Origin of the sequence: Alteromonas sp. KUL42, assembly GCF_006538325.1 — a bacterium.
Taxonomy (GTDB): Bacteria; Pseudomonadota; Gammaproteobacteria; order Enterobacterales; family Alteromonadaceae; genus Alteromonas.
In genome coordinates this window covers 202,449-227,257 of record NZ_BJKK01000003.1, presented here as the reverse complement: position 1 = coordinate 227,257, position 24,809 = coordinate 202,449, and the positions used below count along the sequence as shown (strand labels likewise).

Sequence of the window (24,809 nt, the reverse complement as noted above, 5' to 3'; positions counted from 1 at the left end):
TACTGCTCATTTCAATTGGCACAAAATGTTGTGTCTTACCTAGCCGCATAGAAGTCTATTCATTCTGAGAGAGGACTCCTATGTGAAATGGATAAGTACGCTCTAAAGGTGTTGTTCGGAGCAATCGCTAATCATGAAATCTGATGAGGGCAGGTTCATTGTTTGGTAGCGCAATTCGCCAATAAACGCTCTAGCGGCAGGGCCAAGAGTATCGCCGTCCTCAAATGACAAGTAAAGTAGGGCTTTGCGTAATGCGGCGTTGTTGTCCAATGGCAAAGGAACCAAGATCCCATTCTCTAATTCCTCTTTAATGATGGCAATAGGTAGCCAAGCAAAACCGAGACCTTGGGAAATGATATCGAGGGATGTGCGAACGTGGCCAACGGTCCAACGTTGCTCTGCGCCTAACCAGCCTACATCCGCCTTTCGCTCAGCTGAAGAGTCTCTTACAACTATTTGTCGATGTGCTTTCAAATCTTCTAGATTAAGCGTTCGATTGAGTTGGTGTAGTGGGTGATCAGCATGGGCTACTGCGACGAATTCTATTTCACATAAATCTTCACTGAAGCCATTGGGATATACGAATGGCGAAATACCTAAATCCACTTTTCCGTTAGACAAAAGAGAATTCGCACCACTTAGTACGGTTTCTTCTATCTCGATTCTGAGCATGGGAAATTCTGCAGAGACTTTTGCAAGCACGTTATACAACAGTTCTGAGGGGAATATAATGTCTACGGCAATTCGCAGCGTGGTTTCTGTACCAACCTGTAAGCTACTTGCTACCGCTTCCAGTTTATGCGCTTCATTAAGTAAAAAAGAAGCGCGGCGATACATAAGTTCACCTTGTGGTGACAACTGTACTTTTCGTCCAACGTTCTCAAATAGCACAATGCCAATAGCATTTTCGAGTTTCTGTACTGCGTGATGCACGCTAGATTGGCTTTTGTGTACTAAGCTGGCTGCTTGATTAAATCCACCCGCGTCCACGACTGCTTTGAACATTCGCCATTGTTCCAACGTTGACTTTAGCATGAGGTGCCTTTTTGATTATCCCTTAGGGTTTTTATAGCACAGTACGCACACGCGTGTCATTCTCCGTGGGCTTGATTAATGTCACTGATAGCGCAAGTAATCACGCTGACGTTTTCGTATCCTATTTTTATAAGTTGCTCAGCTGAGAGCTTTGCACGCACACCCGAGGCACAGTGAAGGTATATTGGCATATGAGCCTCTTTTACCCTTTCCAGCACTTTCATCTCTAAGACGCCTCTTGGTATATTAATCGCTGATTTAACTGGATTGGCACTTACCTCAGCGGGCTCTCGTACGTCAATTAATAAACCTTTATTTTCACGCATTTCTTTTGCGGCTTGCGAGGCGCTAACTGTTCTTAAATCAACATCCATATTGTCTATTCGCGCTTTCATATCTATTAGCATGTAATCCCCTTGACTGAAATTTTGGTCTTTAATATAAGGCTACTCTAATGTATATTTGAGTTTATTCAAAAACAATAGCATCGACGGAGTTTCGTCGCATAATCTGGCAACTTAGCAAATTGTCTTATACTTTGGTATAACAAAAGGTTAAATTGATACTGATTATTATTTACAAATACGAGCCTGCTTATGTCTAATGATATGTTGATGACATCTGATGAAATGTTGGAACACGCGTCTGAAGCGGAGTTGTTTCTGAAGCAATTCGCTAATAAAACACGATTGATGGTGTTGTGTTCTTTGCTTAAAGAAGAGAAATCCGTTACCGAGTTGTTGGAAATCGTCGGTGTTTCACAGCCTGTCGTTTCACAGCACTTAGCGTTGTTGCGCGAGTCACAAATGGTTGCTACACGAAGAGAAGGTCAAACCATTTATTACCGGTTAGCGGATGAACGTGTTAAACGCCTGATTTCCCTTATGTACGAGTTCTTCTGCGAATAAAAAGTACACAACAACGCGATCGCTCAAAGCGTACCCACTAACGTTATTCATCTATGGCTGCGCATACTGTATTTACGTAGCCATCTTGGCTTAGTTTATTTTCGTCTACGTCAGGTCTATTAACCAGTTCGTCATGTGTTAGTTTCACAGACACATGGTGTGCTGCCCAATCAATGTCAATAATGTCGCTGGGCAACAGTGCAAGATGCTTACCTCCAGGCAACCAATTGTTTGTGTCGACAACTAACATAACAATGGTCCAGTTAGAGACGTCAATAATAAACTGGCTTATATGTCCAACGTTGCCATCTTGAGTAGCCACTTCATAGCCACTTACTTCGCTGCATGCCCTCAAGTGATTTTCATGCGTACTTTTTCCATCATTGTTAGTGTATTGTTGGTGTTGATCTACAAGCTCGTTAGGATGGGCAAATTCACCCCAAGCGCCTGGACCAATCCAGTAATAACCGTAACCAAAGTATTTAAAAAGGTGTTCTTCGTATTCTCTTGAAACGGGTTTGTGCTCTTCAATTGTGGGGCTTTCTTTAAGCGTTTCCACAGTCATATCAATATCGACGATGCTATTTTCAGTATCGAATTGTTTCACTGAAATGGGTGATATAACCACTTTTCGACTTAATGGTAACCAAATATTTGTATCTGCTACTAAATACCTGACCACATAAGTATCGTCATCAAAAAGTACATCACGAACACCGCCAATGTCGCCGTTTGTGGCGCGAATCGAAAAATGAGTGAGCTGCTTTGAACTAATCATCATATCTACGTCTCCATTGGGGGATTTTAGCGCGTTCGACAATCTAAGTAGTAAGTGTAGTATGTCTTTGAAAACGCGTAGCGATTTGTTTGATATTTTTCTTACCAATGCGCTAAAACAACCGATCAGTGTTGTTTGAGGGAATGTACTTAAGCAATATGCTAAAAAATGGCCATGCCTCTATGGGGGCAAAATTGAACAAAGATAAGCTGGCTCTAGATAAAATGAAAAAAGCCCGCACTTTGAGAAGTGTGGGCTTTGTTTTTGATATTGAGCATTGTTTGTGTAAAGCTTTGAGATACTTTTTTGCCTTATTGCCAATTAGGCTACATCAAACTCTTCATCAGAAAAATCATCGTCGTAATCAGATTGATTACTGGCGCTGCTGTGCAACGTGTAAAAGTGCTTTTTGCCTCTCGCAAGTCGTACGTATTTAGCCCATGCTTTTTCAAGGTTATTACTTGCTTCGACTTGGCCAGAGATAAAATCCACAAAGTGTTGTTCATCGTCGCTTTGAGGTGAAAATTCCCCGCTTTCTAGACTTACTAACGTTTTTCCATATTTCGTAAGCAAATCGGCTTCAGTGATACTGAAATCACCTGACTTTCGAAAGCCATAAGGAAATTTTTGGCGATCGATAAATGGTTTTGCTGAGAGTCGAATAGCTAAACTTGTCATGTTATACCCAACGTAATTAATGTCTTCAGCGCACTTTTAAGGGAAATAAAAAGGAAGATAAAACAAAAGATTTTTCTCTTATCAATAAAAATTTTTAACTATATATTTTACAAAGGAATTTCCATGATTTTGCATTAATTCGCTAGGCGGTTTAAAGCGTGATGAATATATTCGCTTTTACGTAATATATTGAAAATAGATGTTTATTTTTATTAATTTGCAGAGGGTTGAGCAAACCTTATCCTTACACAAGGCTGCAAAGTGAATACCGCGATGAAAAACATGTGGGGGTAGTTAAAACGTCAAATTCTCGCAATAAAAATTTCTTATCGCTACGATGATTAAAATTCGTTTTCTATTTGCGGTGTAAGGTCAATAATTAAAGTGTGTTTTTAACCAACAACTATTTAGAGAAATCAATGAGTAAAGACTATCGTTACCAGCGTGATGAATGGGACTCGGTAGAAGAGGAAGATGTTCACGCTAAAAAGCCGATTGCGAAGCGCCAAAGTAACGTAAAAACGAAGCAAAAGCGCGATTTGCAACGCCGCGATAAGCAACGTCGCCTGCACCAAGAAGAGTATTAATTAAACATATTGGTGAATATTTGAATAAGCGTGCCGTTTCATACGGCGCGCTTCTGTGCTTTTGTGTTTACTTGCCGTATCATCTGTGTCAACTTAGACACATCTTGATTTGGTTTTTTAAATACAAGCATGGATATACGCTTTCTTACCACCTTTATAGAGGTGGCAAAAACCCGCCATTTTGGTAAAGCTGCAGAAAACCTTTACCTGACCCAATCGGCTGTTAGCGCACGGATTAAACTTCTCGAAGAATATTTCCACACGACGCTCTTTATTAGGCAGCGCAACAGTATACAACTGACTCAATCGGGTGAAAAGTTGCTGCCTTATGCAAAACAATTGTGCACAACCCTGAACGAAGCTAAGCAAGAACTTCAAATACAGTCTTCTGAATATGTTGTTTGTGGGGCAACACAATTGGCCAGCGAACTATTACTGCCCCAAGTGCTAAGCCACTTACACAACAAATTTCCCGATTGGTCCGTCAAGGCAGAAGTGCTTACTTTAGATTCACTTTCCCGTCAGCTACACGAGCGCGTGACTGATTTGGCGTTCTCGACAGAACCTTTGAAGTCTGAAGAAGTGAACAGCGAAGTTTTGCTTGAAAGGAAATTAGCGTTATATCGGGTTGGTACGAAGACAGATACCATCGATGCGGTGGACTTTGTGGCCATTGATTGGGGGAGTAAAGTTAGAGATTGGCTACTTACTGCTTACCCGCAATTACGAGATGCTAAACTAAGAACAAATTCGCTGAGTTTGGCCATTAATAATTTGCAACGTGAAGGAGGTGTTGCGGTGCTTCCTATTGGTGTAGAAGCGCAATTTTCAGAAGGTACGGCATTGACGCTTATCGAATCGATTAATGATTTATCTCTTACTGTATTTGTACATACAATGAAGCAGGTAAGGCGAGTAGGGCTTGGCGAAATAATCGAAAGCGTAACGCAAGATTGCTGATGTTTACATCCTGCAAAATACGTTCATTGAGCAACGAGCGAATGTTACACTTTGAGAAAGTGCACAGCTAAAAGCAACAGCCTCTAGCTAAAACCTTATTTTATGAAAGAGAATTGTATGTCACAAAATCATCCATTTTTGGAAAAAAATGCGTTTCAACGTATGGAAGCAAGCTTGTCTGCTATAAAGGAAGATAAAAGGCTTTTTATACTTAAAGACGAGCATGGTTGTGTAATGTTGACCACTGACGACGAAGACGGTGTTCCAGTATGGCCAGACGCAGAATTGGCATTGCTTTGGGCTACAGATGAATGGGCTGACTGTGAAGCAATGGAGTTGTCCACAAAAGAGTTTTTAACAAAGTGGGTATCAGGTATGAGCCAAGATGATCTAATGGTTATTGTCTGCCCTGTGCCAGGAGAAGAAGGCGAAGTAATTTCTCCTGCGGAGTTTGCTGAATACTTATAGTAGTAATACAACGTTGTTGGCAGTAGTTTAGGAGTGTAACAAAAGGTGTGATGCAGCCTAGCGCAGATGATTTGTGGTTTGTTCCCCTCGGTGGTACTGGTGAAATTGGAATGAACCTAAACCTATATGGTCATAATGGTCAATGGTTGATGGTGGACTGCGGCGTTTCTTTTGATGAGCCTTTGACACCTTCCTATCGACGGGTAAAACCCGCTGTAGAGGACAGGGTTGACGACATTAAGCACCGCGTAGTCGCACCCGATCCTAAATTTATTGCCGAGCAGAAAGACGCTTTGGTCGGCATAGTAATAACCCACGCCCATGAAGACCATGTGGGCGCTATTCCATACCTGTGGCAACGTTTCCAAGTACCCATTTACACCACGGCATTTACGGCAGAAGTTCTTCGTAGAAAATTGGCGAGAAGTAACTTGGCCAACAAAGTGCCGATTATCGAAGTGGATGGGAGCGAGTCGCGTCAAATAGGTGAGTTTTGCGTTACATGGCTGGCCATAACCCATTCATTGCCCGAGCCTTTTGCATTAAAAATTGAAACACCAGTTGGCACAGTGTTACATACCGCTGATTGGAAGATTGATGCAAACCCCATTACGGGTAAGCCTTTTGACCCATCTCTTTTTAAAGCGCTTGCCAATGACAATGTATTAGCACTTGTTGGCGATTCAACCAATGCAACGAAACCAGGTTTTTCTATTTCAGAACGAAATTGTTATGACGGCCTGCTTAGCACTATATCTCCAATGAAGGGTAGAGTTGTTGTAGGGTGTTTTGGCAGTAATGTTGCTAGGCTAATATCCCTTGCCCGTGTTGCAAAAAAGACAGGGAGATATATGGGCCTTTATGGGCGTTCATTGATAAATATGTACAGTATCGCTAAGCAACAGGGGGTATGGCCAGATGATTTACCTGTTGTTGACCCCGTTCATTTGGGCTATTTACCTCCTGAAGAAGTACTTGCGGTAGCAACAGGCAGCCAAGGAGAGCGACATACTGCTCTAATGAGACTTGCTGCTGATGCACATCCGCACTTGCAGTTAGATAAAGGAGACTGCGTACTATTTTCCTCAATTATTATTCCTGGCAATGAAGAATCTGTTTTACGTCTTAGTAAAGCGTTACAAGCTAAGGGCGTAACTGTCATCCATAGTGAAGACAGTCCACTTCCCATTCATGCAAGTGGTCATCCTTGTGAAGAGGAATTGAAACTTATGTATCACTGGGTTAAGCCTGCCATATCAATTCCCGTACATGGAGAAAATGTGCATTTACGCGCACACGCAGACATAGCTAAAGCATGCGGTGTAAATAAGTCCTATGTTGGGCAAAACGGTGATTTGTACCGCCTAGCACCTCAGCCAAGTATTCGACGTCAAGTTGTTTTCACTGGTAGGCTCCCTGTTAATCAGTCGTAATACATGGTTGGAATTTGCATATTAATCTACACAGTTGCTAATAAAAACTATCTAATTCAATATGTTAAATTTTTATTAGTAGGGCCGCATCGATAATTTTTCGCTATGCACATCGCAGATACATTCTGTTACACTTGGCCACATAATAAAAATTTTACATGTGCGACTTTGGAATGTTCCGTTTCGTTTTCTTCAGTTTTTTTGATTTGGATGGCCTCCCACAATGCATTGGGGGCACCGCGCCTTTCTAATCCTGTTTTCCAATCTCTTTCAACAAAGAACGGCTTACCACAAGATGTGGTGAATGATATTGTTGTCGACGACGATGGGTTTGTTTGGATAGCTACTGAAGGCGGGGCGGTCAGGTGGGACGGTGTTCGAACAAAACGCATTTATGGTCCCAATAATTTTCTCATTGATTCATCTGTTTATAAATTAACCCTACAGGGGCGCGAAGCGCTGTGGTTTAGTGTGTATGGGCATGGGGTTTTTTACCTCGACTTAAAAACGCAAGAAATTGTTCAGCTAGAACCAAAGCCATACAGCGAACTCGAAGGCTTTATTCAGCATGCTGAGTCTTTTCACTGGCAAGATGATGAGAACTTAATTATTGCTCTAGGTGAAGAGGTTCAGCGTTATAATACGCGTACAAGAACACTCGAAACACTTGCCTCGCTGACACAAGATTTAGTTGTGAACCATCAGAGTATTCGCGCTGCAATAACAGTAGATAATTACCTTATGGTCGCGACCACTTCCGGTGTATTTACTAGGGATCTTTCTGAGGTGGGGGGGCGACTAAAGCCGCTTAATTATCTTAACGATGTTCCTGAAAACTTAGACAACGTTAATGCTAAATTTTTACTTCAAGATGAATCAAATCGAATATGGATAGCGACAGTTGACGGTACTTTTGTTGCTGAAAAAGCACAAATGCTCGCTCAGATTAAAGGCCAGGAAAAGGGAGGATTTGAGCAAGCAATTGACAAACTTAATGTGTGGACTATGGTGCAATACAAAGGCGATAGTTTTTGGATTGGAACTAATCAAGGGCTTTACTCATTAAGCAAACAGGCCAATGGCTGGGTAAGCGAACATATACTTGAACCCCATAATGGTGCTACAGAAATATCGGATAAAAAGATAACAGCCATCGCCAAAGATGAAACAGGCAACTTATGGCTGAGTTCTATTTATGCTGGCGCATTGCATTTTGGTGTTAAAAGCGCAGATATTTTTACCATTCAAAACCAACGAAATGGGGCAGAACAGTCATTAACCAGTCACGTGGTATGGGCATTTGCTGAAACTGAGCCAGGAAAACTATGGATTGGCACGTCAAACGGATTAAATCATTATAATTTTGCTACGGGTCAAGCCGAGCATTTTCTTTACGATAAGTCAGTTAATGCCTACATAGGTGAGGGTACTATTGAGCGTATTATCCCTGATAGTAACAACAACTTGTTCTTACAAACCTATGATGGCATACGAGTTTTTGATCAAGCTTCAGGGGAACTCACGACGCCAGAAGTGGTTGGTGATGAAGATACTGCTTGGTTTGACGCTTATAGTGCGGGTACAACGCTTACCGATGACGGCATTTTGTATTTTATTGGGAATGAAAACTTTCTTGCCTACAATACGAAAACGAAAACGATAAAACCCTTGCCCCTTGATCCACGGGTGTTTGATATCAATTTCACGCAAGGCTTCCTTGGGCCGTCTTCATTCCACGAGGGGCGATTATTTCTCGCGACAGAAGGTGGCCTATGGCTAATCGATCCTAAAACCTCAGAGCACGAATTGGTCTATCGATTTCCTGAGTCGCAACGCGGAAGAGACCGCTCTATTTCTTCTTGGGTTATCGATGATGCTGGAGTGCTGTGGCTAGCATATAGTAGCGTTGGCTTGATGGGCCTTGATGCGACGACATTTGAACCCCTGTACAATTTAAACGACAGCAACTTGTTGCTGTCGAATATCGTTTATGGACTACAAAAAGACGACAATGGGAACATTTGGTTTAGCTCCCACAAGGGATTGCACAAATATGATCCTTCAACTGGTCAAATTCAGAACTTTATTTATGGCAGGGAGCTTAGCGTATCTGAGTTTAATCAAGGGGCTTCACTTAAATTAAAAGATGGACGACTTGCTTACGGTTCAACCAGTGGCGCAGTGGTATTCTCGGCATCTCAGCTAGATTCTATAGAGATGAGTCGAAGCCTTATCAGTAAACAAACGGCCATTACTGAAGTGTCTGTAGATAACAGAATACTCAAGCAGCCTCTAGGCAATCTCAACGGGCATCACTTCAGTTTAGGTTATGAAGACTATGGTTTGACCATTCATTTTTCTTCATTAGCCATGTCAGGTATTGGCAAGGTAAAGTATTACTACAAGCTGTTAAGAGGTGAGCGAATAGTTACAGAAGGAGTGACAGAGGACGCAAAAATCACTCTAGCGAATATAGAGCCCGGGGAGTACGTGTTTTCTGTTACACCTACACCTGGCAGTTTCGATTTTACTGTGTTACCTGCAGAAATCACAATGACAATGCCCTATGCGCCACTGCGCTCTCCATTGGCTTTTGGAATTTACATAGCATTACTCATCGGTTTGTTTGTCGCCTATTTGTTGTCTCGTCAGCGCCAACTATTTCGTTTACACAAAGCGCAACAGCAAGTGACCTTGTTTAGTGATGCATTTCGTCAAACCCGTGACTGGGTATTGATATTCGATGAAGATAAACGATTAGTTGCTGCTAACCCAGCATTTGAACAAGTATTTGGTTTCAATAGGAAAGAGCCGCTTCCCAAGCAGTTGGCAAAGCTTTACATGCGCTATCCTAATTTAAATCGGCAGTTATCAGGTAAGTTACCTGATCTTCAAGGTGGTGATTTTTGGAAAGATGAAGGCGTGATTGATGGCGCTGATGGAAAGCGTTACGACGTCCTAATCGATATTACAGCGGTAAGTGGTGAGGGACACACACCTGAGCATTATTTGATTGTAATTTCAGATATTACTGAGCAAAAAAATGCGGAAAGAAAGCTACTTAAAATAGCCACTTATGACAGCTTGACTGGCTTGGTAAACCGCTCCCTCCTTCTTGATAGACTTGAACATGCTATAGGACTAGCAAGGCATCATCATCACCGTATTGCTGTCATGTTTGTCGATTTGGATCGTTTTAAAGGCATTAACGACTCATTAGGTCATGATTATGGTGATAAGTTGCTGCGTATTGTGGCTAATCGCATGCGTAACCTTGTTGCCGATAGTGGCACAGTTGCGCGTTTAGGTGGCGATGAGTTTGTTATTGTGATTGAAGAAGTTGCCTCTGAGGATGATTTAAGCTCTTTTGTCAGCCAGATAATAGAGGCTGTTGAGATGCCAATTTCACTTGCCGAAGAAGTTCTTCGCATCTCGTGCAGCATTGGTGTGGCATTCTATCCTGAGGATGCCTCTGAACCAGCGGAGCTGATTAAACAAGCCGATGTTGCTATGTATTCAGCGAAAAAGGATGCGCTAAGTGGCTTTACGTATTTTACATCTGACATGAATGAAAAGGCCAAGGTGCGATTGCAACTTGAGAATAAAGTCAAGAAAGCATATTCGGAAGATTGCTTTTTCAACCATTATCAGCCCATTGTTGATGCTAGGACAAAGAAAACCATCGGTGTTGAGTTGTTGTTGCGTGGAAGACTGGATGAAGAGGCTTTGTATCCAGATCAATTTATTCCTGTACTGGAAGAGCTGAAATACATCATTGAAGTTACTCGTAAAGCAATGCGCCGGGCAGCACAAGATTTGTCCGTTTGGTATAAGAATGGCTTCAATGGATTCGTTTCTATTAACTTGTCTGCACTGCATTTCAAAACAGAGTTTGACCTACATGGTGTACTGAGTCTTTTAGAAGAGTTTGAGTTACCTAAGGATGCCTTCAAATTTGAAATAACAGAAGGCGTACTGATGGATGATAGTGATAACACGCTGCGCCAAATCCAGCGCTTTATCGAACACGGATTCGTGCTAGCGCTAGATGACTTTGGTACGGGATATTCTTCGTTAAGCTACCTAAAGCGATACCCATTAAGCATACTGAAAATTGATAAGAGTTTTGTGAATGAAATGGCACCAGGTAATGCTAATGAAGCACTTGTTAAAACCACAATTACCCTAGCAAGCAGTTTGAAAATGAGCTGTGTAGCTGAAGGGGTTGAAACAAAAGAGCAAGCTGAAGAGTTATTGCGAAATGCATGCTATTTTCATCAAGGCTATTACTACGCTAAACCTTGTGCTGCTAATGATGTTGAAGCGCTTTTGTTCAAAACGTGGAACTAGTTCACTGTTTTAGTTGCGCTTGTTGGCGCGCTATTTCCATTTGCTTACGGATTTTAGTTGAATAAATCTACAATTTGATGGGTGCTTATTACCGCATGAGCGGTTAATACTAGACTGATTCGACCATAAAAATTTGAAAGTCAGGACTATAAAAAAACTTAAATTCATCGCTCTAGGCCACGTCGTTCATCGCATAGAATATAAACGCTTGTTTAAAAAGCTTGTCATTCAATGAAAAATAGGGCTTATTAGAAGTCTGTGAAATCATTGTAAAAATGAGCTACATTATAACAACAAACGAGTGAACTATGCCGCTAGATATGACAGCAAATGCCAACAGCACGGAAGTAATTGAATCGCCTTTAAGTATGTTGTACCACTGGGAGCAAACTCGCGGTGACGATGTATTTTTAACGCAGCCCATTAAAGGTGAGTTCCACGATATGTCGTGGAAATACGTGGCCGAACAGGCTCGTAAAGTAGCGGCACGCCTTCGAGAAATGGCGTTTCCTCAAGGTAGTCGCATTGGGATCTTTTCTAAAAATTGTGCGGAATGGTTCATTGCAGACCTCGGCATAATGATGGCAGGCCATGTGTCGGTGCCTATTTTCTCAACTGCTGGTCCTGACACCGTGCAGTATGTACTAAAGCACGCGGACGTTCAGTTGTTGTTTGTTGGTAAGCTCGATAATACGGCACAACAGGTCGCTTCTATTCCTTCTGAATATTTAACCGTTGCCTTTCCATATCCTAATATTGCTACAAAGCAACAGTGGAATGAGTTCATGGACATTGCGCCTATCGATGACTCACCAGTTCCCGATATGGACGATATGATGACTATCATCTATACATCGGGAAGTACCGGGCAACCTAAAGGCGTAGTGCATAGCTATAACACGGCGTGTTGGGCAGCGCGACGCTCACTTGATCAACTAGGTATCAACAAAAACGACCGCACTATGAGCTATTTACCATTAGCTCATATTACAGAGCGAGTTTTGGTGGAATTGTCGAGTTATTACAGTGGTGGTCGCATTCATTTCGTGGAAGATCTCGCGACATTCCAACGTGACGTTTGCCATTGTCAGCCAACCTTGTTTATTTCTGTACCCAGATTATGGACCAAATTCCAAATGGGCGTGTTGGCCAAAATGCCACAGAAGAAATTAGACTTTCTGCTTAAAATTCCATTTTTAAACAAAGCCGTTGCCAAGAAAATACGCGAAGGTCTTGGCATTAGTAATGCGAGATTATGGGCCAGTGGTTCTGCACCGTTAGCACCCGCCGTCATTGAATGGTTTGCCAAAGTTGGTATTAACATTTCAGAAGGTTGGGGCATGACGGAAAACAGTGCCTATGGCACGGGAAGCGTTCCATTTAGACATGACAAAATAGGCTGTATAGGCAAGCCCTATGAAGGTGTGGATATTCGCACTTCAGAAGAGGGTGAAATACAGGTTAAAGCCCCGTGTAACATGCTTGAATATTATTTAGAGCCTGAAAAAACGGCAGAAGTGTTTACTGAAGATGGTTACTTGAGAACCGGTGATAAAGGTGTTATCGATGCGGACGGTTATGTAAAAATAACAGGGCGTTTAAAAGACATTTTTAAAACTGCAAAAGGCAAATATGTAACGCCTGCGCCGATTGAAGCCAAGTTCATGGAAAACCCTATTGTTGAGCAGGTGTGTGTAACGGGAACTAATCTTCCTCAGCCTGTTGCGCTTATGGTATTAAGTGAAGGGGCACAGAAAAAAGATAAAGCTGAAATTGAGGCGAGTTTGGCGAAAACATTCGACGCGATCAACAGTAAACTAGAGAGCCACCAGGTAATGGATCGTGTGGTTGTAATGAAAAATGAATGGACCATTGAAAATGATTTGCTAACGCCAACGTTAAAAGTGAAGCGTCATGTGTTGGAAGAGCGATTCGAACCAATCATCCAAGGCAATTATAAAGACAAAATTGTTTGGGTTGATGCGTAAGGCTTGAGCATAACTAATAAAGCAAGACTAGTAAAAAAGGTGTCTAACACAGCGTGTTGACACCTTTTTTGTTTTAGCTAGTTCATTGTCATGTTAGCCAGCAAAGCCTTTAAGCCTAACGTTTTTAACCTTTAACGCGTTTAACCCCTAACGCTTTAACCAGTAAGGCTTTTAGCCAGCAGCGACGCTAAGCGGTTGGGTAACGTGCCTTCAAGCCTTCATAAACACGATCACTAAAATCAGTCTGGGTTAAATCAAGTGCATCCATGACCTCTACAAGATGCTCGTTGTCTTCACGTTCTTGCCAAACTTTAACGTATGTTCCTTCTTTATATCCGTGATCTTGTCGGAAGAAGTTCAGCACATTTTTCCCTACATATTGACGATAAAGCTCATCAGCGGTCATTTCACATTGACTCACGATGAACATAAATAAAGGGACACTGAAGCGTTTTGCGGCACATAACCCTGTCATGAGTTCTAGATTATCTAATAGAGATTGCTGTGCTGCTTCATAGGTTTTCCCATCAAACACAACCGCAGTTTCACCACTGGCAAGTTCACTAGCGATACGCTCGGCTGACTGCGCAATATCACCGTTATACTCGATAATGCATGCGCTTAGCGCAAAGTGCCAAATGTCTACAAGTTCCATTTGCAATTGAGGAAGATCCTTAGCTTGTGCTTTCCACCATTTCCAGCCGTGATGTTCAATGGCTTCTACAGACTCCACCATGGCTGCCCGCAAGTAGCCGTAACCTGCATTTAGCCAGTCAGGATTGACCTTGGCATTCATTTTGTCTTGTAGGTTAAGCATAGTGGCGAGTTGTTGCGCGGTTAACATCGTGGCTCCCGATTATCCGTTAAATGTATAAAGTTGAAATTGTACGGGAATGCGCAGCGGTGGAAAACAGTTAAATGCGCAATGAACCTGCATGCTAATGGTGCATTTGCACCAGCGTAAACCCAAACGTGTGTTTGAAAAAAGTTCGGTTATGTTTAACTATCTGATAAATAAAGTTTTATTAAATTGGCATCTAACATGCAAAGCTATAGAAGTTAACTGTGCTGTGCAGTAGCGCTAACGTGAATGAGTGCCAGGCAACGCTTATTCACGTTGTTACTGGGCAGCCCGTAAACCTTACCCACACAGATTTTTCGTGTCCTGAGGTCTGTGTGGGTTTTTTTAACTTTAATCGATAGCCCTCCCAAAAAGTATAAGCTCATTATTTAACCGCCATAAAGCTTAACTTCCTTTTATTTTATAAATCAGCGCAACGACTCATCTACCAGAACCAGCGTAAAATAACGTAATAAATAACTTAACTAAGCAGCGTATTGCGATACACTATTTGTATTGTACTTGTTGTACTAGAGCCTGTACTTCAAAAGCTAATAGGCGGTTAATTAAAGGATTTTCGATTGCTTGCGCTATACCCATCAAACAAACTCGAGCATTTAAGCTTTCTTCTCACCACATTGTTGAAGCAACAACCCACAGCGGTATTTACGCCAGAGACTATTTTGGTAGAAAGTCCTGGTATGCAGCATTGGGTAAGTATGCAGTTGGCGCGAGAGCAGGGTGTCGCCATGAATATTGATTTCCCACTTCCCGTGCGATTTATGTGGAATACAGCAAGAACGGTTTTGGGCAAAGATAAAGTGCCTAAACAATCAGCGTATCGCCGAGAAGTGCTTGCATGGCGTATTGATAATATTTTACAAAATGAAGAAATTACCCAATCACATTCGTTTAAGCAGGTTAATCATTATTGGAAACGGGCAGGTAATGAAGTAGAGCAAGGGGTACAGCGACTTCAATTGGCAACAGCACTTGCGGATGTTTATGAACAGTATTTGTTGTATCGGCCTGATTGGTTGTTTGCTTGGGAGAGTAATCAAGCCGTTGTACACGACGACATGGAGATCTGGCAAAGTGAAATATGGCGCTTGTTAGTAAAAGAGCAACCGCTGCACCCCGCTAAGCTCCATAAAATGACCATCGAGTCGTTAGCCTCTGGGGTAATACCACAAGACTTACCTTCTAGGGTAATTGTTTTTGCCATTAATACCATGGCGCCACAGCTTATTGCGTTCTTTGACGCCCTTGCACAGCATATTGATGTACATATCTTTCATTTAAACCCCAGCGTGAATTATTGGGGCGATGCAAAGAGCAATGCTCAACAAGCGAAGCAACTTCGTCAGGAAGGTTTAGCGCGGTGGATGCATGAAACGCAAAGTAACCCGCTTTTAGGAAATTTAGGCCAGCAAGGCAGGGAACTATTTAACTTACTCACGGCACTTGATACGTTTGAAATCAGTGCCTTCGATGCACCTAAGTTTTTGTCGAGTAACCGACAAGAGCAGCCCATTGATGTGCCCAGTCAAGCCTCAGAAATAACTGATAAAACGGCCAGCGCAGCACCATTACTTGATTATATTCACGACGATATTTTACAAGCAAAAGCACCTCATCCCGTCAACGTGGATAATGACGATAGTATTGCTGTTATGTGTACCCACTCTGCGTTAAGAGAAGTGCAAGTGTTGCATGATCATTTGCTGCACTGGCTATCGCAAGACAATACAAGAACGCCCTCTGATATTTTGGTTATGTGTCCCGCTATTGAAAACTATGCACCATTTGTTGATGCCGTCTTTCATCGTGTAGGCACGCGTCAAATTGGTGATGTTACAACGACGCGTTTGCCTTGCTCCATTGCCGATAGAAGCCCAATGGACGCCGAACCGCTTATTGCTGCCTATATGGCGTTACTTCACTTACCTGACAGCCGTTTTGGCGTGTCTGACATCATGGATTACTTGCAGCTTGATGCCGTGCAAAAAAGGTTTGCGTTAACGCAAGACGATATCGATCAAATGGTTGCATGGTTGAAACAAGCACATATTCATTGGGGTTTGAGTGGAGAGCATAAAGCGGTTGTGTCTGAGGGAGTAACCAATAAAGAAATATACAGTTGGTGGTGGGGGCTCAATCGTCTATTAACAGGTATGCTTGCACCCGACAGCGAAATGGTAATTAACGGGGTACTCACCATTCCAGATGTAGAGGGGCAAGGCTCACTAACACTGGGTAAGCTCATTGAGGTAGTTCAATTATTAGGTCAGTTTGCTTCTGAGTTAACAACGCCCAGACCCCCCAAAGCGTGGGCCAGTGCGTTACTGGCTCTGCGTGATGCCTGTTTTACACCTACACGTGAGCAAGAGCAAAGCTGGGAGCTTATCGCAAAAGTTGCCGCTGACCTTGCCGCACGATGTGAAGAAGCAAGTTATGAAAGTGAGTTAAGCTTGCGGCAGGTTAGAGAACTCTTGTTAAACCGATTCTCTTCCCCTGATGCAGGGAATCACTTTGTGACGGGGCAGGTTACAGTGTGCTCTATGTTACCTATGCGCAGTATTCCGTTTAAGAAAGTGTGCATTTTGGGCCTGAACGATAGTGAATTTCCTCGAAAGTCGACTCCGCTAGGATTAGATTTAATGGCTAAATCTACTCGACGAGTGGGCGATCGTTCTCGTCGATTAGAAGACCGTTATTTATTCTTAGAAGCCATTATCTCTGCACGTGACAGTTTGTATCTAAGTTACCAAGGCAATAGCGTTACTAACAATAGTGAGCGACAACCTAGCCTCGTGCTCGCAGAACTTCTCGAAATGCTTGAACTGGAATATCAAGTTCCACTGTCTCGCTTCGTAACGCATGCGCCATTACACCCGTTCAGTGAAAATGGTTTTGTCGGCATGCTTCCTAGTTATGACAAAGGCTGGTTGCGATTAGCAGATGCATTGCAAAAGTCAAAAGGCACGAATCAGCAAGGCGCGAGTGAGCTTTGTGAAGGGCCGCTTAACGACGCTCAGGCCAATACGGTGACAACCACGGGGCTCTTGCTCAAAGACGATGAGCTCAACAGTGATGTTAGTGTGTCTGCAATGCAAATAGCACGGGCCTTTGCTGATCCTCTAGCGTATTTCTCTTCTCAGCGCTTAGGTGTCGATTTATCTCAGTCGATGACGCTGCTTGATAATAGCGAGCCATTCGAAACCAATGCGCTGATCCGTTATCAAATTATGGACGCCATTTTTTCATCGCCACAACGCACACTTCAAGATATTGAAGCGCAGCATGATAAATTGAATTTTGGTGAAAGGGTGATTGAATATGCTTTACTACGTGGTGATATACCGCAAAACCCAGTGGCAAAAAATGAATTAGAAATGTGGAAAGAGGGTGCCCTTGCGCTCAATCAAGCAATGGGCCCACATGATGCAGAGCCGAAGACTGCGAGTTTTCGCGGTCGCTTTTTCACTTTTACCGCAAGTGTATTTGAAGGCAGTGATGCGCTTGTTGAGCTCTGTGCTGGGAAAATCAGTGATACCCGCGCACTGGGCTATTTTATTACACAACTTATTTTCTCAAGTACAAGTGAAGGCGCTAAACACACGGGCTTCCCTTTAGATGTTTTCTTTTGTGACTGGGTTAAAGGGGAAACTAAGTTGATGAAACGACGTTTTCAGCCCTTTGAACCTCAAATCGCTGAGCAATTGTTGCTGTTCATTGAGCACTTGTACCTTAAGGTTTATAGCGAACCGACGCCACTGTTTAGTAGTCTGTTTTCAGAGTTCGTGCCAGGTAAACGAAAATCTGCCAGTGCAAGTATTGTGGCAGAAATAAAGCCGGAGCGTTTTGCCGCAATAGTTCAGGCTGCTTGGAATGAATCTCCCTATAGCAATGTAGAAATAGAAGAGCACGCTCACGAAAATGAGCTTGCGCAACAAATTCAACCTGCACAGCAAACTCAACCAGCAAAGCAAGAAGAAGCTCAGCAAATAGTGCGCGATATTGACGATTTTATAAAAAGTGAAGAGGCTGTGCGGGGGTTAACCCGTTGGCTGCAGTCGTCTGGGCAATTTGGCCCTGATGTTGCCAGTAACCCTTATGTGAAGTGGTTGTTTCCTCAAGGAGTTAGCTGGGGGGATCTGCCCAGCGTACAAGGGTTTATTTTGTTTTCTATGGTGGCTAATGCCGCGGTGGAGGAAACACTGTGACTATGGTTAACGATTCCAACTCCAATGAAGTGAAAACGGCACAGTTGCTTGATGTTGTGGGCATGCCGCTTCGCGGTCGTCATCTTATTGAAGCCAGTGCAGGTACGGGAAAAACGTTCAACATTACAAGATTGTACCTGCGCCTGTTATTAGAAAAAGCTCTCACGGTAAAAGACATTTTGGTGATGACGTTTACTAAAGCGGCTACCGAAGAAATAAAAGGTCGAATTGCCAAAACGTTACGTGAAGCTACACAGATTTGGCAAAAGGCGATTGATAACAACAACCAGATTGACCCAAATTGCGACGCGGTTTATCAACATCTGTTTAATAACAATGATGCGTTAGAAAGTTTGGCAAGGTTAAAAGCGGCGCAACTTGAACTAGATGACGCCTCGGTGTTCACTATTCATGGGTTTTGCCAACACGTCATTGCACAGCTTGCTTTTGACAGTGGTTTCGCGATGTCGCTAAATCTCGCAAAAGACACCAGCGATCTCTATCTTCAAGCCGCCGAAGATTATATTCGTCAGCTAAGTGAACAAGAAGAGGATTTTTTATTACTTGCTCAGGCGGGATGGCACACACCAGATCGCTTACTCGGTGAGTTTAATGCCAGTATAAAAAGCACACTAGCGCCCACGCTACTTGATGAGCAAGCGATTGAAAAAGCGTTTTTCCAAACACTCAATAATTCGCCTTCCACTGAAATAGCCCAATTTAGTCGCTTTTTAGCTGACGTTGAGAGTAACGAATCACTGCTCGTCGCACAGTTAATTAAAACGCCTGCCCACAAGAAAACGCGCCCGCAGGAATTAGAGGCACTTAAAGCGTGGTTGAACACAGGCGCAGAGTCTCAACAATATTCAAGTGCACCGGATGAAGCGTTGGCATTTTTAGATGCTCGTCGCTATGCACGCAATACATCCGGCGTAAAAGAGATCCTTACACCAATAAAGAATTTTGCCAAAGACATACAAGCTGCCATTGATGCAAAAGCCGAATCTATTGAAAAAATACCGTTGTTACAACGGGTAAGTGATGCCATCTCATTCATAAAGTTACGGGTAGCCAAACAAAAGAAACACCAAGGGATCATTGATTTTGACGATCTTATTCGTTTATTGGCTGATGAAGTTGTAAAACCCGGAAATGCGCTATCAAGTGCACTGCGCAACAGGTTTCCAGTTGCACTTATTGATGAATTTCAGGACACCGATGCTAAACAATACGCCATTTTAGATGCTGTCTATCCTAAGGGGGCTGACAGCGATAATGCGCTGTTAATGATTGGTGATCCTAAACAAGCTATTTATCGCTTTCGCGGTGGTGATATTTTTACTTATTTAAAAGCAGGTCGCCAAGCTGACTATCGATGGGTAATGAACACCAATTGGCGGTCGGTTGAAGGGATGGTGAAGGCATACAATCGTCTGTTTTATGGTGCACCCATAAATTCAGGTAACCCAGTCGATGTGTTTGGTTTTGGTATTACCTACAGCCCTGTAGAGTTTACCTCGAAGGCTGCGGCGGCAAAAACGCCATTGTACGACCCCCATGACAACCGTAATGCCATGAATTATATCACTATGCACATGGATGATAAGCAAGATGCCAACACCATGCGGCGTAATATGGCCTCGTGGATAGCACAGGAAATCTACCGACTATTGAATGATGCGCACTTCACTCAACAAACCGTATCTGAGCAAAGTGATAAAAATACCAACGCTGGAAACAATACTTTCAACATACCTGTTAAGCCAGCAGATATTGCCATTTTGGTAAAAGACAGAACTGAAGCCAATATCGTTAAATACGTGTTGCAGCAAAACGGGTTGGCATGCGTTTACCTTAGCGATCGCAGCAATTTATTCGCTGCGCCAGAAGCAAAAGACATATTGCGTCTTTTAAATGGTATATGGCATGCAACTGACAGTCGCAAAGTGGCTGCAAGTTTAGCCTCCCCCTTATGGGGATATTCACCCGAAACATTAATTGAGTTGTTGTATCACGAGAATGACAGCTTGTGGGACAGTGCGTTTGATAAGGTACTCACCCTAAAAGAAATGTGGCTGCAAAAAGGCTGTATGAGTGTGATATTGCACTTAATGCAGTCGAGTTATCATCCCCATGGTAACGATATTGAAAGGGCATTGACTAATTATCAGCATTTGGCAGAAGTGCTTGAAAAGGCCAGTACTACTTACCAAAGGCCAGAACAATTACTGGATTGGTTGAACAAGCAAATTGAGCAACCAGAAAGTGATGAAGAGCTTACACTACGTCTTGAAAGTGATAGTCAGCTTATACGGTTGATCACCCAGCACGGTTCGAAGGGCCTTGAGTATCCCATCGTTTTTATTCCATTTGGTACAAGCTACAAAGATGCAGCGCGAAATGGCAAATCAATGTCGCATATATTCACGTACTTTGATGCAGAAAAACAAGACTTGCAACTTCAATTAGGGCAGTCACAACAAGCCATCGACAGAGTACGTGCAGAGGGTGCGGCAGAAGATATGCGACTTGCTTATGTAGCCATAACGCGAGCGGCACATCGCTGTTATATGGGTATTATTCCGCTAGATGGCAATGAAAAAAGTGCAATGGCTAACGCTTTTGGTTTAAACGAAATACATTCAATTGACGGTCAACAGGACGTAGAAAATAACCCGTGGTGCAATATATTGTCGCGCATTGCAAGCGAGCAAGACGCCTTTACTTGTCACATTGATGGGGAATTTGCAAAAGCGCAAAACAAGCAGTTAGTAAATAATGAAAAAATGCCAGAGTTAAGCGTAAGTCAATTCACTGGAACGGCCAGTGAGACATGGCGTTTATACTCATTCTCTGCCTTAAGTCGCCTGACTACTCATACGCCTTCACATCTTTCCGCTTCTGCAGCGGTTTCATCTACGCCGTTAAATGGGATCCCGATCATTCAAACTGTGCGCGATGAAGAGTTATTCAGTGACGATGAAACCTTGATATTGAAAGAGTCTCAATATCAACGCAATGCTGATAACGTCTTTACAGCAAGTGCCACGAAAGACAGCTTGAGGTTTACGTTACCAAAAGGTGCAAGTGCAGGAAACCTGCTGCACGACATACTCGAGCATACTGATTTCAGTAAGCCCGAGTGGGAAGAGGTGGGAAGTGAGCTAGTCATTCGATTTGGATTGGAAGAACCCAAGGTTCCTGCACTTTATGCATGGCTTAACGAAGTGCTGAATACGCCATTGAGGTTAAAGAGTGGGTTGTGTATGTGCGATTTACATCAAAACCAGACTCTCAGAGAGGCTGAGTTCTATTTTCCAATGAATGAAAGCCAATGGTCTCTACTACGCGAAATACTCGTTGAACATAGAAAAAATGTTGCTTCGCAATTGTCGGCAAATGCCTTGTCTGTGCCTAACTTACTAACCAGTGAACTAGAAGGCATGATGCATGGTTTTATCGATCTTATTTTTGAACATGAAGGCAAGTATTACGTTGCCGACTACAAGTCCACGTGGTTAGGGGATACCGTCGGTCACTATACGCCATCAGTACTTTTTGAAAATAACCAGCATCATTTATACGACTTGCAGTACCTCATCTATAGCGTTGCCTTGCACCGCTATCTACAAAATACTTTGCCTGACTACACGCCAGAACAATATTTCGGTGGTGTATATTATTTGTATTTACGGGGCATGCATCCTGACAACAAAAATGAAGAAGGTGTGTTTTATACATCCATATCACTTTCGGTCTTACGGCGTTTAGACGCGGCATTTAGTGGAAATGTCACAAACACCTCTTCACCTGACCAACAGCAATTTAGCTTTGATGATGAATAGCAATAGTGATTGGCGATGAAACAAGGCATAGCTAGAAAGCATAGATATAAAGCCAAGGTGGAATGCAAAGGTGGAAAGCCAAAATTGAAAGTATCGATGAATAACCCGACAGGTTATGCAAACGTAAAGGATGGCATTGCAGATGATAGATAATGTTGTATCAGCGCTTTTAGACACGCTATCGGGTACAGAAGCGATTGATAGGCAAATTGCTACGGCGTTTTCACGCACCGGTTCCTTAGACGAGGAAAGTAGGCAAGTTTGGGCTGCGTTATTGGTTTGCTTGTCATCTATGCAGCGAAATGGTCACAGTTGTGTTGTGCTATCAAGTATTGCTAATAAGCGCTTTTTTGACGACATAAAAGGAAGTAAAGAGAATATAGAAAGTGAGGAGAGTCAAGGAAGCGATGTAAGTGAAGAGCTGCAGCATAGTAGTCAGCCGCGTAAAGAAGGCGTTGTTTTCCCATCACTGACAAGCTTGATTAAAGTGGTGAAAGACGCCTTGAGCGATGAAAAAATTTCGCCATTGTTCGTTTACCAACACGGTCGCTTGTATAGCCGGCGTTACTTTGAATTTGAGCAAGAAATAGCGCGTCAAGTTTCCCAACGGACAACATACGAACCACTTGATGAAGATTCAGTAGGCAGAGTAAAATCGCTATGGTCAGATATTTTTCCAACTGACGTTACCGATGAGCAGGACTGGCAACAAGTAGCGGTAGCTAAGTGTTTAGTACAGCGCTTTAGTGTGATAAACGGCGGGCCGGGGACGGGGAAAACCTACACGGTTTTGCGTTTGCTGCTGGCATTACAGGCTTGCAACGATAAATTAAATATCGTACTTGCTGCGCCAACCGGTAAGGCACAACAGCGCATGACGGAGTCAATTTCGAGCAGTATTGAAGGGCTTCGCGGAAAAGTTAATGACGACGCCTTACGAAAAGTACCTACTGACGCACTAACTCTCCACAGACTACTGGGTTTGCGCGAGCACACCGTCGCCACGCGATATCATCAGCATCATATGCTTAATGTTGACGTATTGATTGTTGATGAGGCTAGTATGGTTGACTTGGCGTTGATGGCCAGAATATTACGCGCGTTGCCCAGCCATGCACGCCTTTATTTTATTGGTGATGCCGATCAATTGCCCGCCGTAGAGCTTGGAAATGTGCTCGAACAACTAGTGGAAAGCCCATTACTTGATGATTCATCTACTTCGATAGCACCATCATCAACATCAAAGCAAGTATCAGCTCAACGCGAAAACCTAGCCTTGAATACTGGTGGTGTTCCTAATCACATGCGCCAGTATATTGCTAAGCTTTGTCCGCACCTTCCTCTGTTGCCTGTGGATGAATCTGCGAAATCTTGGGTTGCTACCTTACAGGCGCCTAAGCGATTCAAAGGCCAGCTCGCGCAGGTTGCTTGGGCAATGCAGAAAGGAAATGTACTCGATGTTGAGGCTGCGCTTTCGGTATATGAAAAGCACAGTAATATAGAAGGTACAGACCTATTAAAGAAAGGGGTTTATTTACTGCCTGAAAACTTGGTCAATGTGAATGATTTGCGGCGTTTAGCCAAAGAGAGTTTTGAGGCTGTCTTAAACGCAACTGATGCCACAAGTGCACTGCGTGCACTAAATAATGTGCGTTGGTTAACGCCTGTGCGCAAAGGGCCAAACGGCGTAGAAGGGCTTAATGCACTGGTATTTGATGCCATTAAGCCCAAAATAAAACGTTGGGAAGGTCGTTTCTATCAAGGCCAGCCAATAATGATAGTGAAAAATCATCATCCTCAGCGTTTGTCGAACGGCGAGGTTGGGGTTATTTGGCCAGACGAAACAGGAAAATTACTCGCGTGGTTCGAATTAAGCAGTGGCGAACTGCGAAGCATTTCATTGTCTCGATTACCTCAATTTGAAACGGTTTTTGCGATGACGATTCATAAATCACAAGGCTCGGAATTTGATAATGTGGTTATGTTGTTGCCACAGCCAGAAAGCGAAAAAGCAGCGAGTTTGTGTCATAGAGGTTTAGTTTATACAGGCCTAACGCGGGCGAAATCTGGGTGTTTGATCATAGCCGATAAGCCGGTACTAAAGCAGATGGTAGCGACCGTTGATAAACGTTTTTCAGGTTTATCAGAGGCAATAACGAATTTTAGTACTGAAGTGCATTAGAAAGAATACGATTACTAATTAGACATCACATCTTTCAGTGGTATATTTTTAAATTAAATATCTTCAAGTTTAATTCCTTGAGACTATACCTTAAGAGTATGCACTCTTAAGGTATAGTCTCATACCGGAGTGAAAAAGCACAAACCGTGTTTGTGTATGTCGATAGGCACTGTAGCAATTAAATAGATGCGAGTAGGTGAAGTAACCCGCAGAATTCCACCATCAGTGCTCAAAAATTGAGAAGGTAAGTGTGCTGCACCGTCTTCATTTGGTTTAGAGGTTGGCCCTTCATTTACTGAAAAATATGATAGTCCACCGTGATCAACCCAGCCCATGATATTGTCTGGTGTTGCTATAAAACTCGAATGAGCCATTACTCCTTTGTGAAGGGTAATGTTAGCACCAAACACGGGTTTGGTTTCTATGGCCACTTGCGTTGCGGGTTTTAATGATAGTTTATATAACCCGTGTGCTTCTGGGGTAATGTCATCATTTGAATTAGTGTCGTTTACAAGGGTAAGCATACGCAA

At 42.9% G+C, this 24,809-nt stretch carries 16 protein-coding genes; 10 read left to right on the top strand and 6 right to left on the bottom strand.

What is annotated here, in order from left to right; translation table 11 throughout:
- Positions 1-102 precede the first annotated feature (102 nt).
- Both EYR97_RS06205 and EYR97_RS06200 read right to left on the bottom strand, forming a co-directional pair.
- Positions 103-1,035: a LysR family transcriptional regulator gene (locus EYR97_RS06205; protein ID WP_131092943.1), complete on the bottom strand. Its 933-nt coding sequence runs from the start codon at positions 1,033-1,035 to the stop codon at positions 103-105.
- Positions 1,036-1,091: 56 nt separating this feature from the next.
- A complete protein-coding gene (locus EYR97_RS06200; RefSeq protein ID WP_131092942.1) occupies positions 1,092-1,442 on the bottom strand; it encodes a rhodanese-like domain-containing protein in 351 nt (116 codons plus the stop codon).
- Between the two features lie 189 nt (positions 1,443-1,631).
- Here EYR97_RS06200 and EYR97_RS06195 point away from each other — a divergent pair, with 189 nt between their 5' ends.
- Positions 1,632-1,943 (top strand): helix-turn-helix transcriptional regulator, encoded by a 312-nt coding sequence (locus EYR97_RS06195; RefSeq protein WP_131092941.1) that lies wholly within the window; start codon positions 1,632-1,634, stop codon positions 1,941-1,943.
- Between the two features lie 43 nt (positions 1,944-1,986).
- Here EYR97_RS06195 and EYR97_RS06190 read toward each other — a convergent pair whose 3' ends face one another.
- A complete protein-coding gene (locus tag EYR97_RS06190) occupies positions 1,987-2,724 on the bottom strand; it encodes a PRC-barrel domain-containing protein (RefSeq protein WP_131092940.1) in 738 nt (245 codons plus the stop codon).
- A 318-nt stretch (positions 2,725-3,042) separates the two neighbouring features.
- Positions 3,043-3,399 (bottom strand): DUF413 domain-containing protein, encoded by a 357-nt coding sequence (gene maoP / locus EYR97_RS06185; RefSeq protein ID WP_131092939.1) that lies wholly within the window; start codon positions 3,397-3,399, stop codon positions 3,043-3,045.
- 419 nt (positions 3,400-3,818) lie between these two features.
- Here maoP and EYR97_RS21865 point away from each other — a divergent pair, with 419 nt between their 5' ends.
- From EYR97_RS21865 to EYR97_RS06160, 6 genes are all read left to right on the top strand, one after another.
- Positions 3,819-3,986 carry a hypothetical protein gene (locus tag EYR97_RS21865; protein WP_165477991.1) on the top strand — a complete coding sequence of 56 codons (168 nt, stop codon included), beginning with the start codon at positions 3,819-3,821 and terminating at the stop codon, positions 3,984-3,986.
- Positions 3,987-4,115: 129 nt separating this feature from the next.
- Entirely contained in the window at positions 4,116-4,946 is an 831-nt protein-coding gene (locus tag EYR97_RS06180) for a LysR family transcriptional regulator (RefSeq protein ID WP_131092938.1), read from the top strand.
- Between the two features lie 117 nt (positions 4,947-5,063).
- Complete coding sequence (locus EYR97_RS06175) at positions 5,064-5,414, top strand: DUF2750 domain-containing protein (RefSeq protein ID WP_131092937.1); 351 nt, start codon at positions 5,064-5,066, stop codon at positions 5,412-5,414.
- A gap of 47 nt (positions 5,415-5,461) precedes the next feature.
- Entirely contained in the window at positions 5,462-6,847 is a 1,386-nt protein-coding gene (locus tag EYR97_RS06170; RefSeq protein WP_131092936.1) for a ribonuclease J, read from the top strand.
- 210 nt (positions 6,848-7,057) lie between these two features.
- Positions 7,058-11,197 carry an EAL domain-containing protein gene (locus EYR97_RS06165; RefSeq protein ID WP_131092935.1) on the top strand — a complete coding sequence of 1,380 codons (4,140 nt, stop codon included), beginning with the start codon at positions 7,058-7,060 and terminating at the stop codon, positions 11,195-11,197.
- Positions 11,198-11,505: 308 nt separating this feature from the next.
- On the top strand, positions 11,506-13,185 hold the full coding sequence (locus EYR97_RS06160; protein WP_131092934.1) for an AMP-binding protein: 1,680 nt from the start codon (positions 11,506-11,508) through the stop codon (positions 13,183-13,185).
- Positions 13,186-13,372: 187 nt separating this feature from the next.
- Here the strand turns inward: EYR97_RS06160 and EYR97_RS06155 are convergent, their stop codons facing one another.
- The gene (locus tag EYR97_RS06155) at positions 13,373-14,029 is read right to left on the bottom strand and encodes a dUTP diphosphatase (protein WP_131092933.1); all 657 of its coding nucleotides are present in this window, start codon (positions 14,027-14,029) and stop codon (positions 13,373-13,375) included.
- A 578-nt stretch (positions 14,030-14,607) separates the two neighbouring features.
- On the opposite strand from EYR97_RS06155, the gene recC reads away from it, so the two are divergent.
- The 3 genes from recC (at position 14,608) to recD (ending at position 24,279) form a co-directional block, all read left to right on the top strand.
- Positions 14,608-18,252: an exodeoxyribonuclease V subunit gamma gene (gene recC / locus EYR97_RS06150; RefSeq protein WP_131092932.1), complete on the top strand. Its 3,645-nt coding sequence runs from the start codon at positions 14,608-14,610 to the stop codon at positions 18,250-18,252.
- A 2-nt stretch (positions 18,253-18,254) separates the two neighbouring features.
- Positions 18,255-22,097, top strand: coding sequence for an exodeoxyribonuclease V subunit beta (gene recB, locus EYR97_RS06145; protein WP_131093168.1), 3,843 nt, complete (start codon positions 18,255-18,257; stop codon positions 22,095-22,097).
- Positions 22,098-22,239: 142 nt separating this feature from the next.
- Positions 22,240-24,279 carry an exodeoxyribonuclease V subunit alpha gene (gene recD / locus EYR97_RS06140; RefSeq protein WP_131092931.1) on the top strand — a complete coding sequence of 680 codons (2,040 nt, stop codon included), beginning with the start codon at positions 22,240-22,242 and terminating at the stop codon, positions 24,277-24,279.
- Positions 24,280-24,398: 119 nt separating this feature from the next.
- Here the strand turns inward: recD and EYR97_RS06135 are convergent, their stop codons facing one another.
- Positions 24,399-24,803, bottom strand: coding sequence for a hypothetical protein (locus EYR97_RS06135; protein WP_131092930.1), 405 nt, complete (start codon positions 24,801-24,803; stop codon positions 24,399-24,401).
- Between the last annotated feature and the right edge of the window lie 6 nt (positions 24,804-24,809).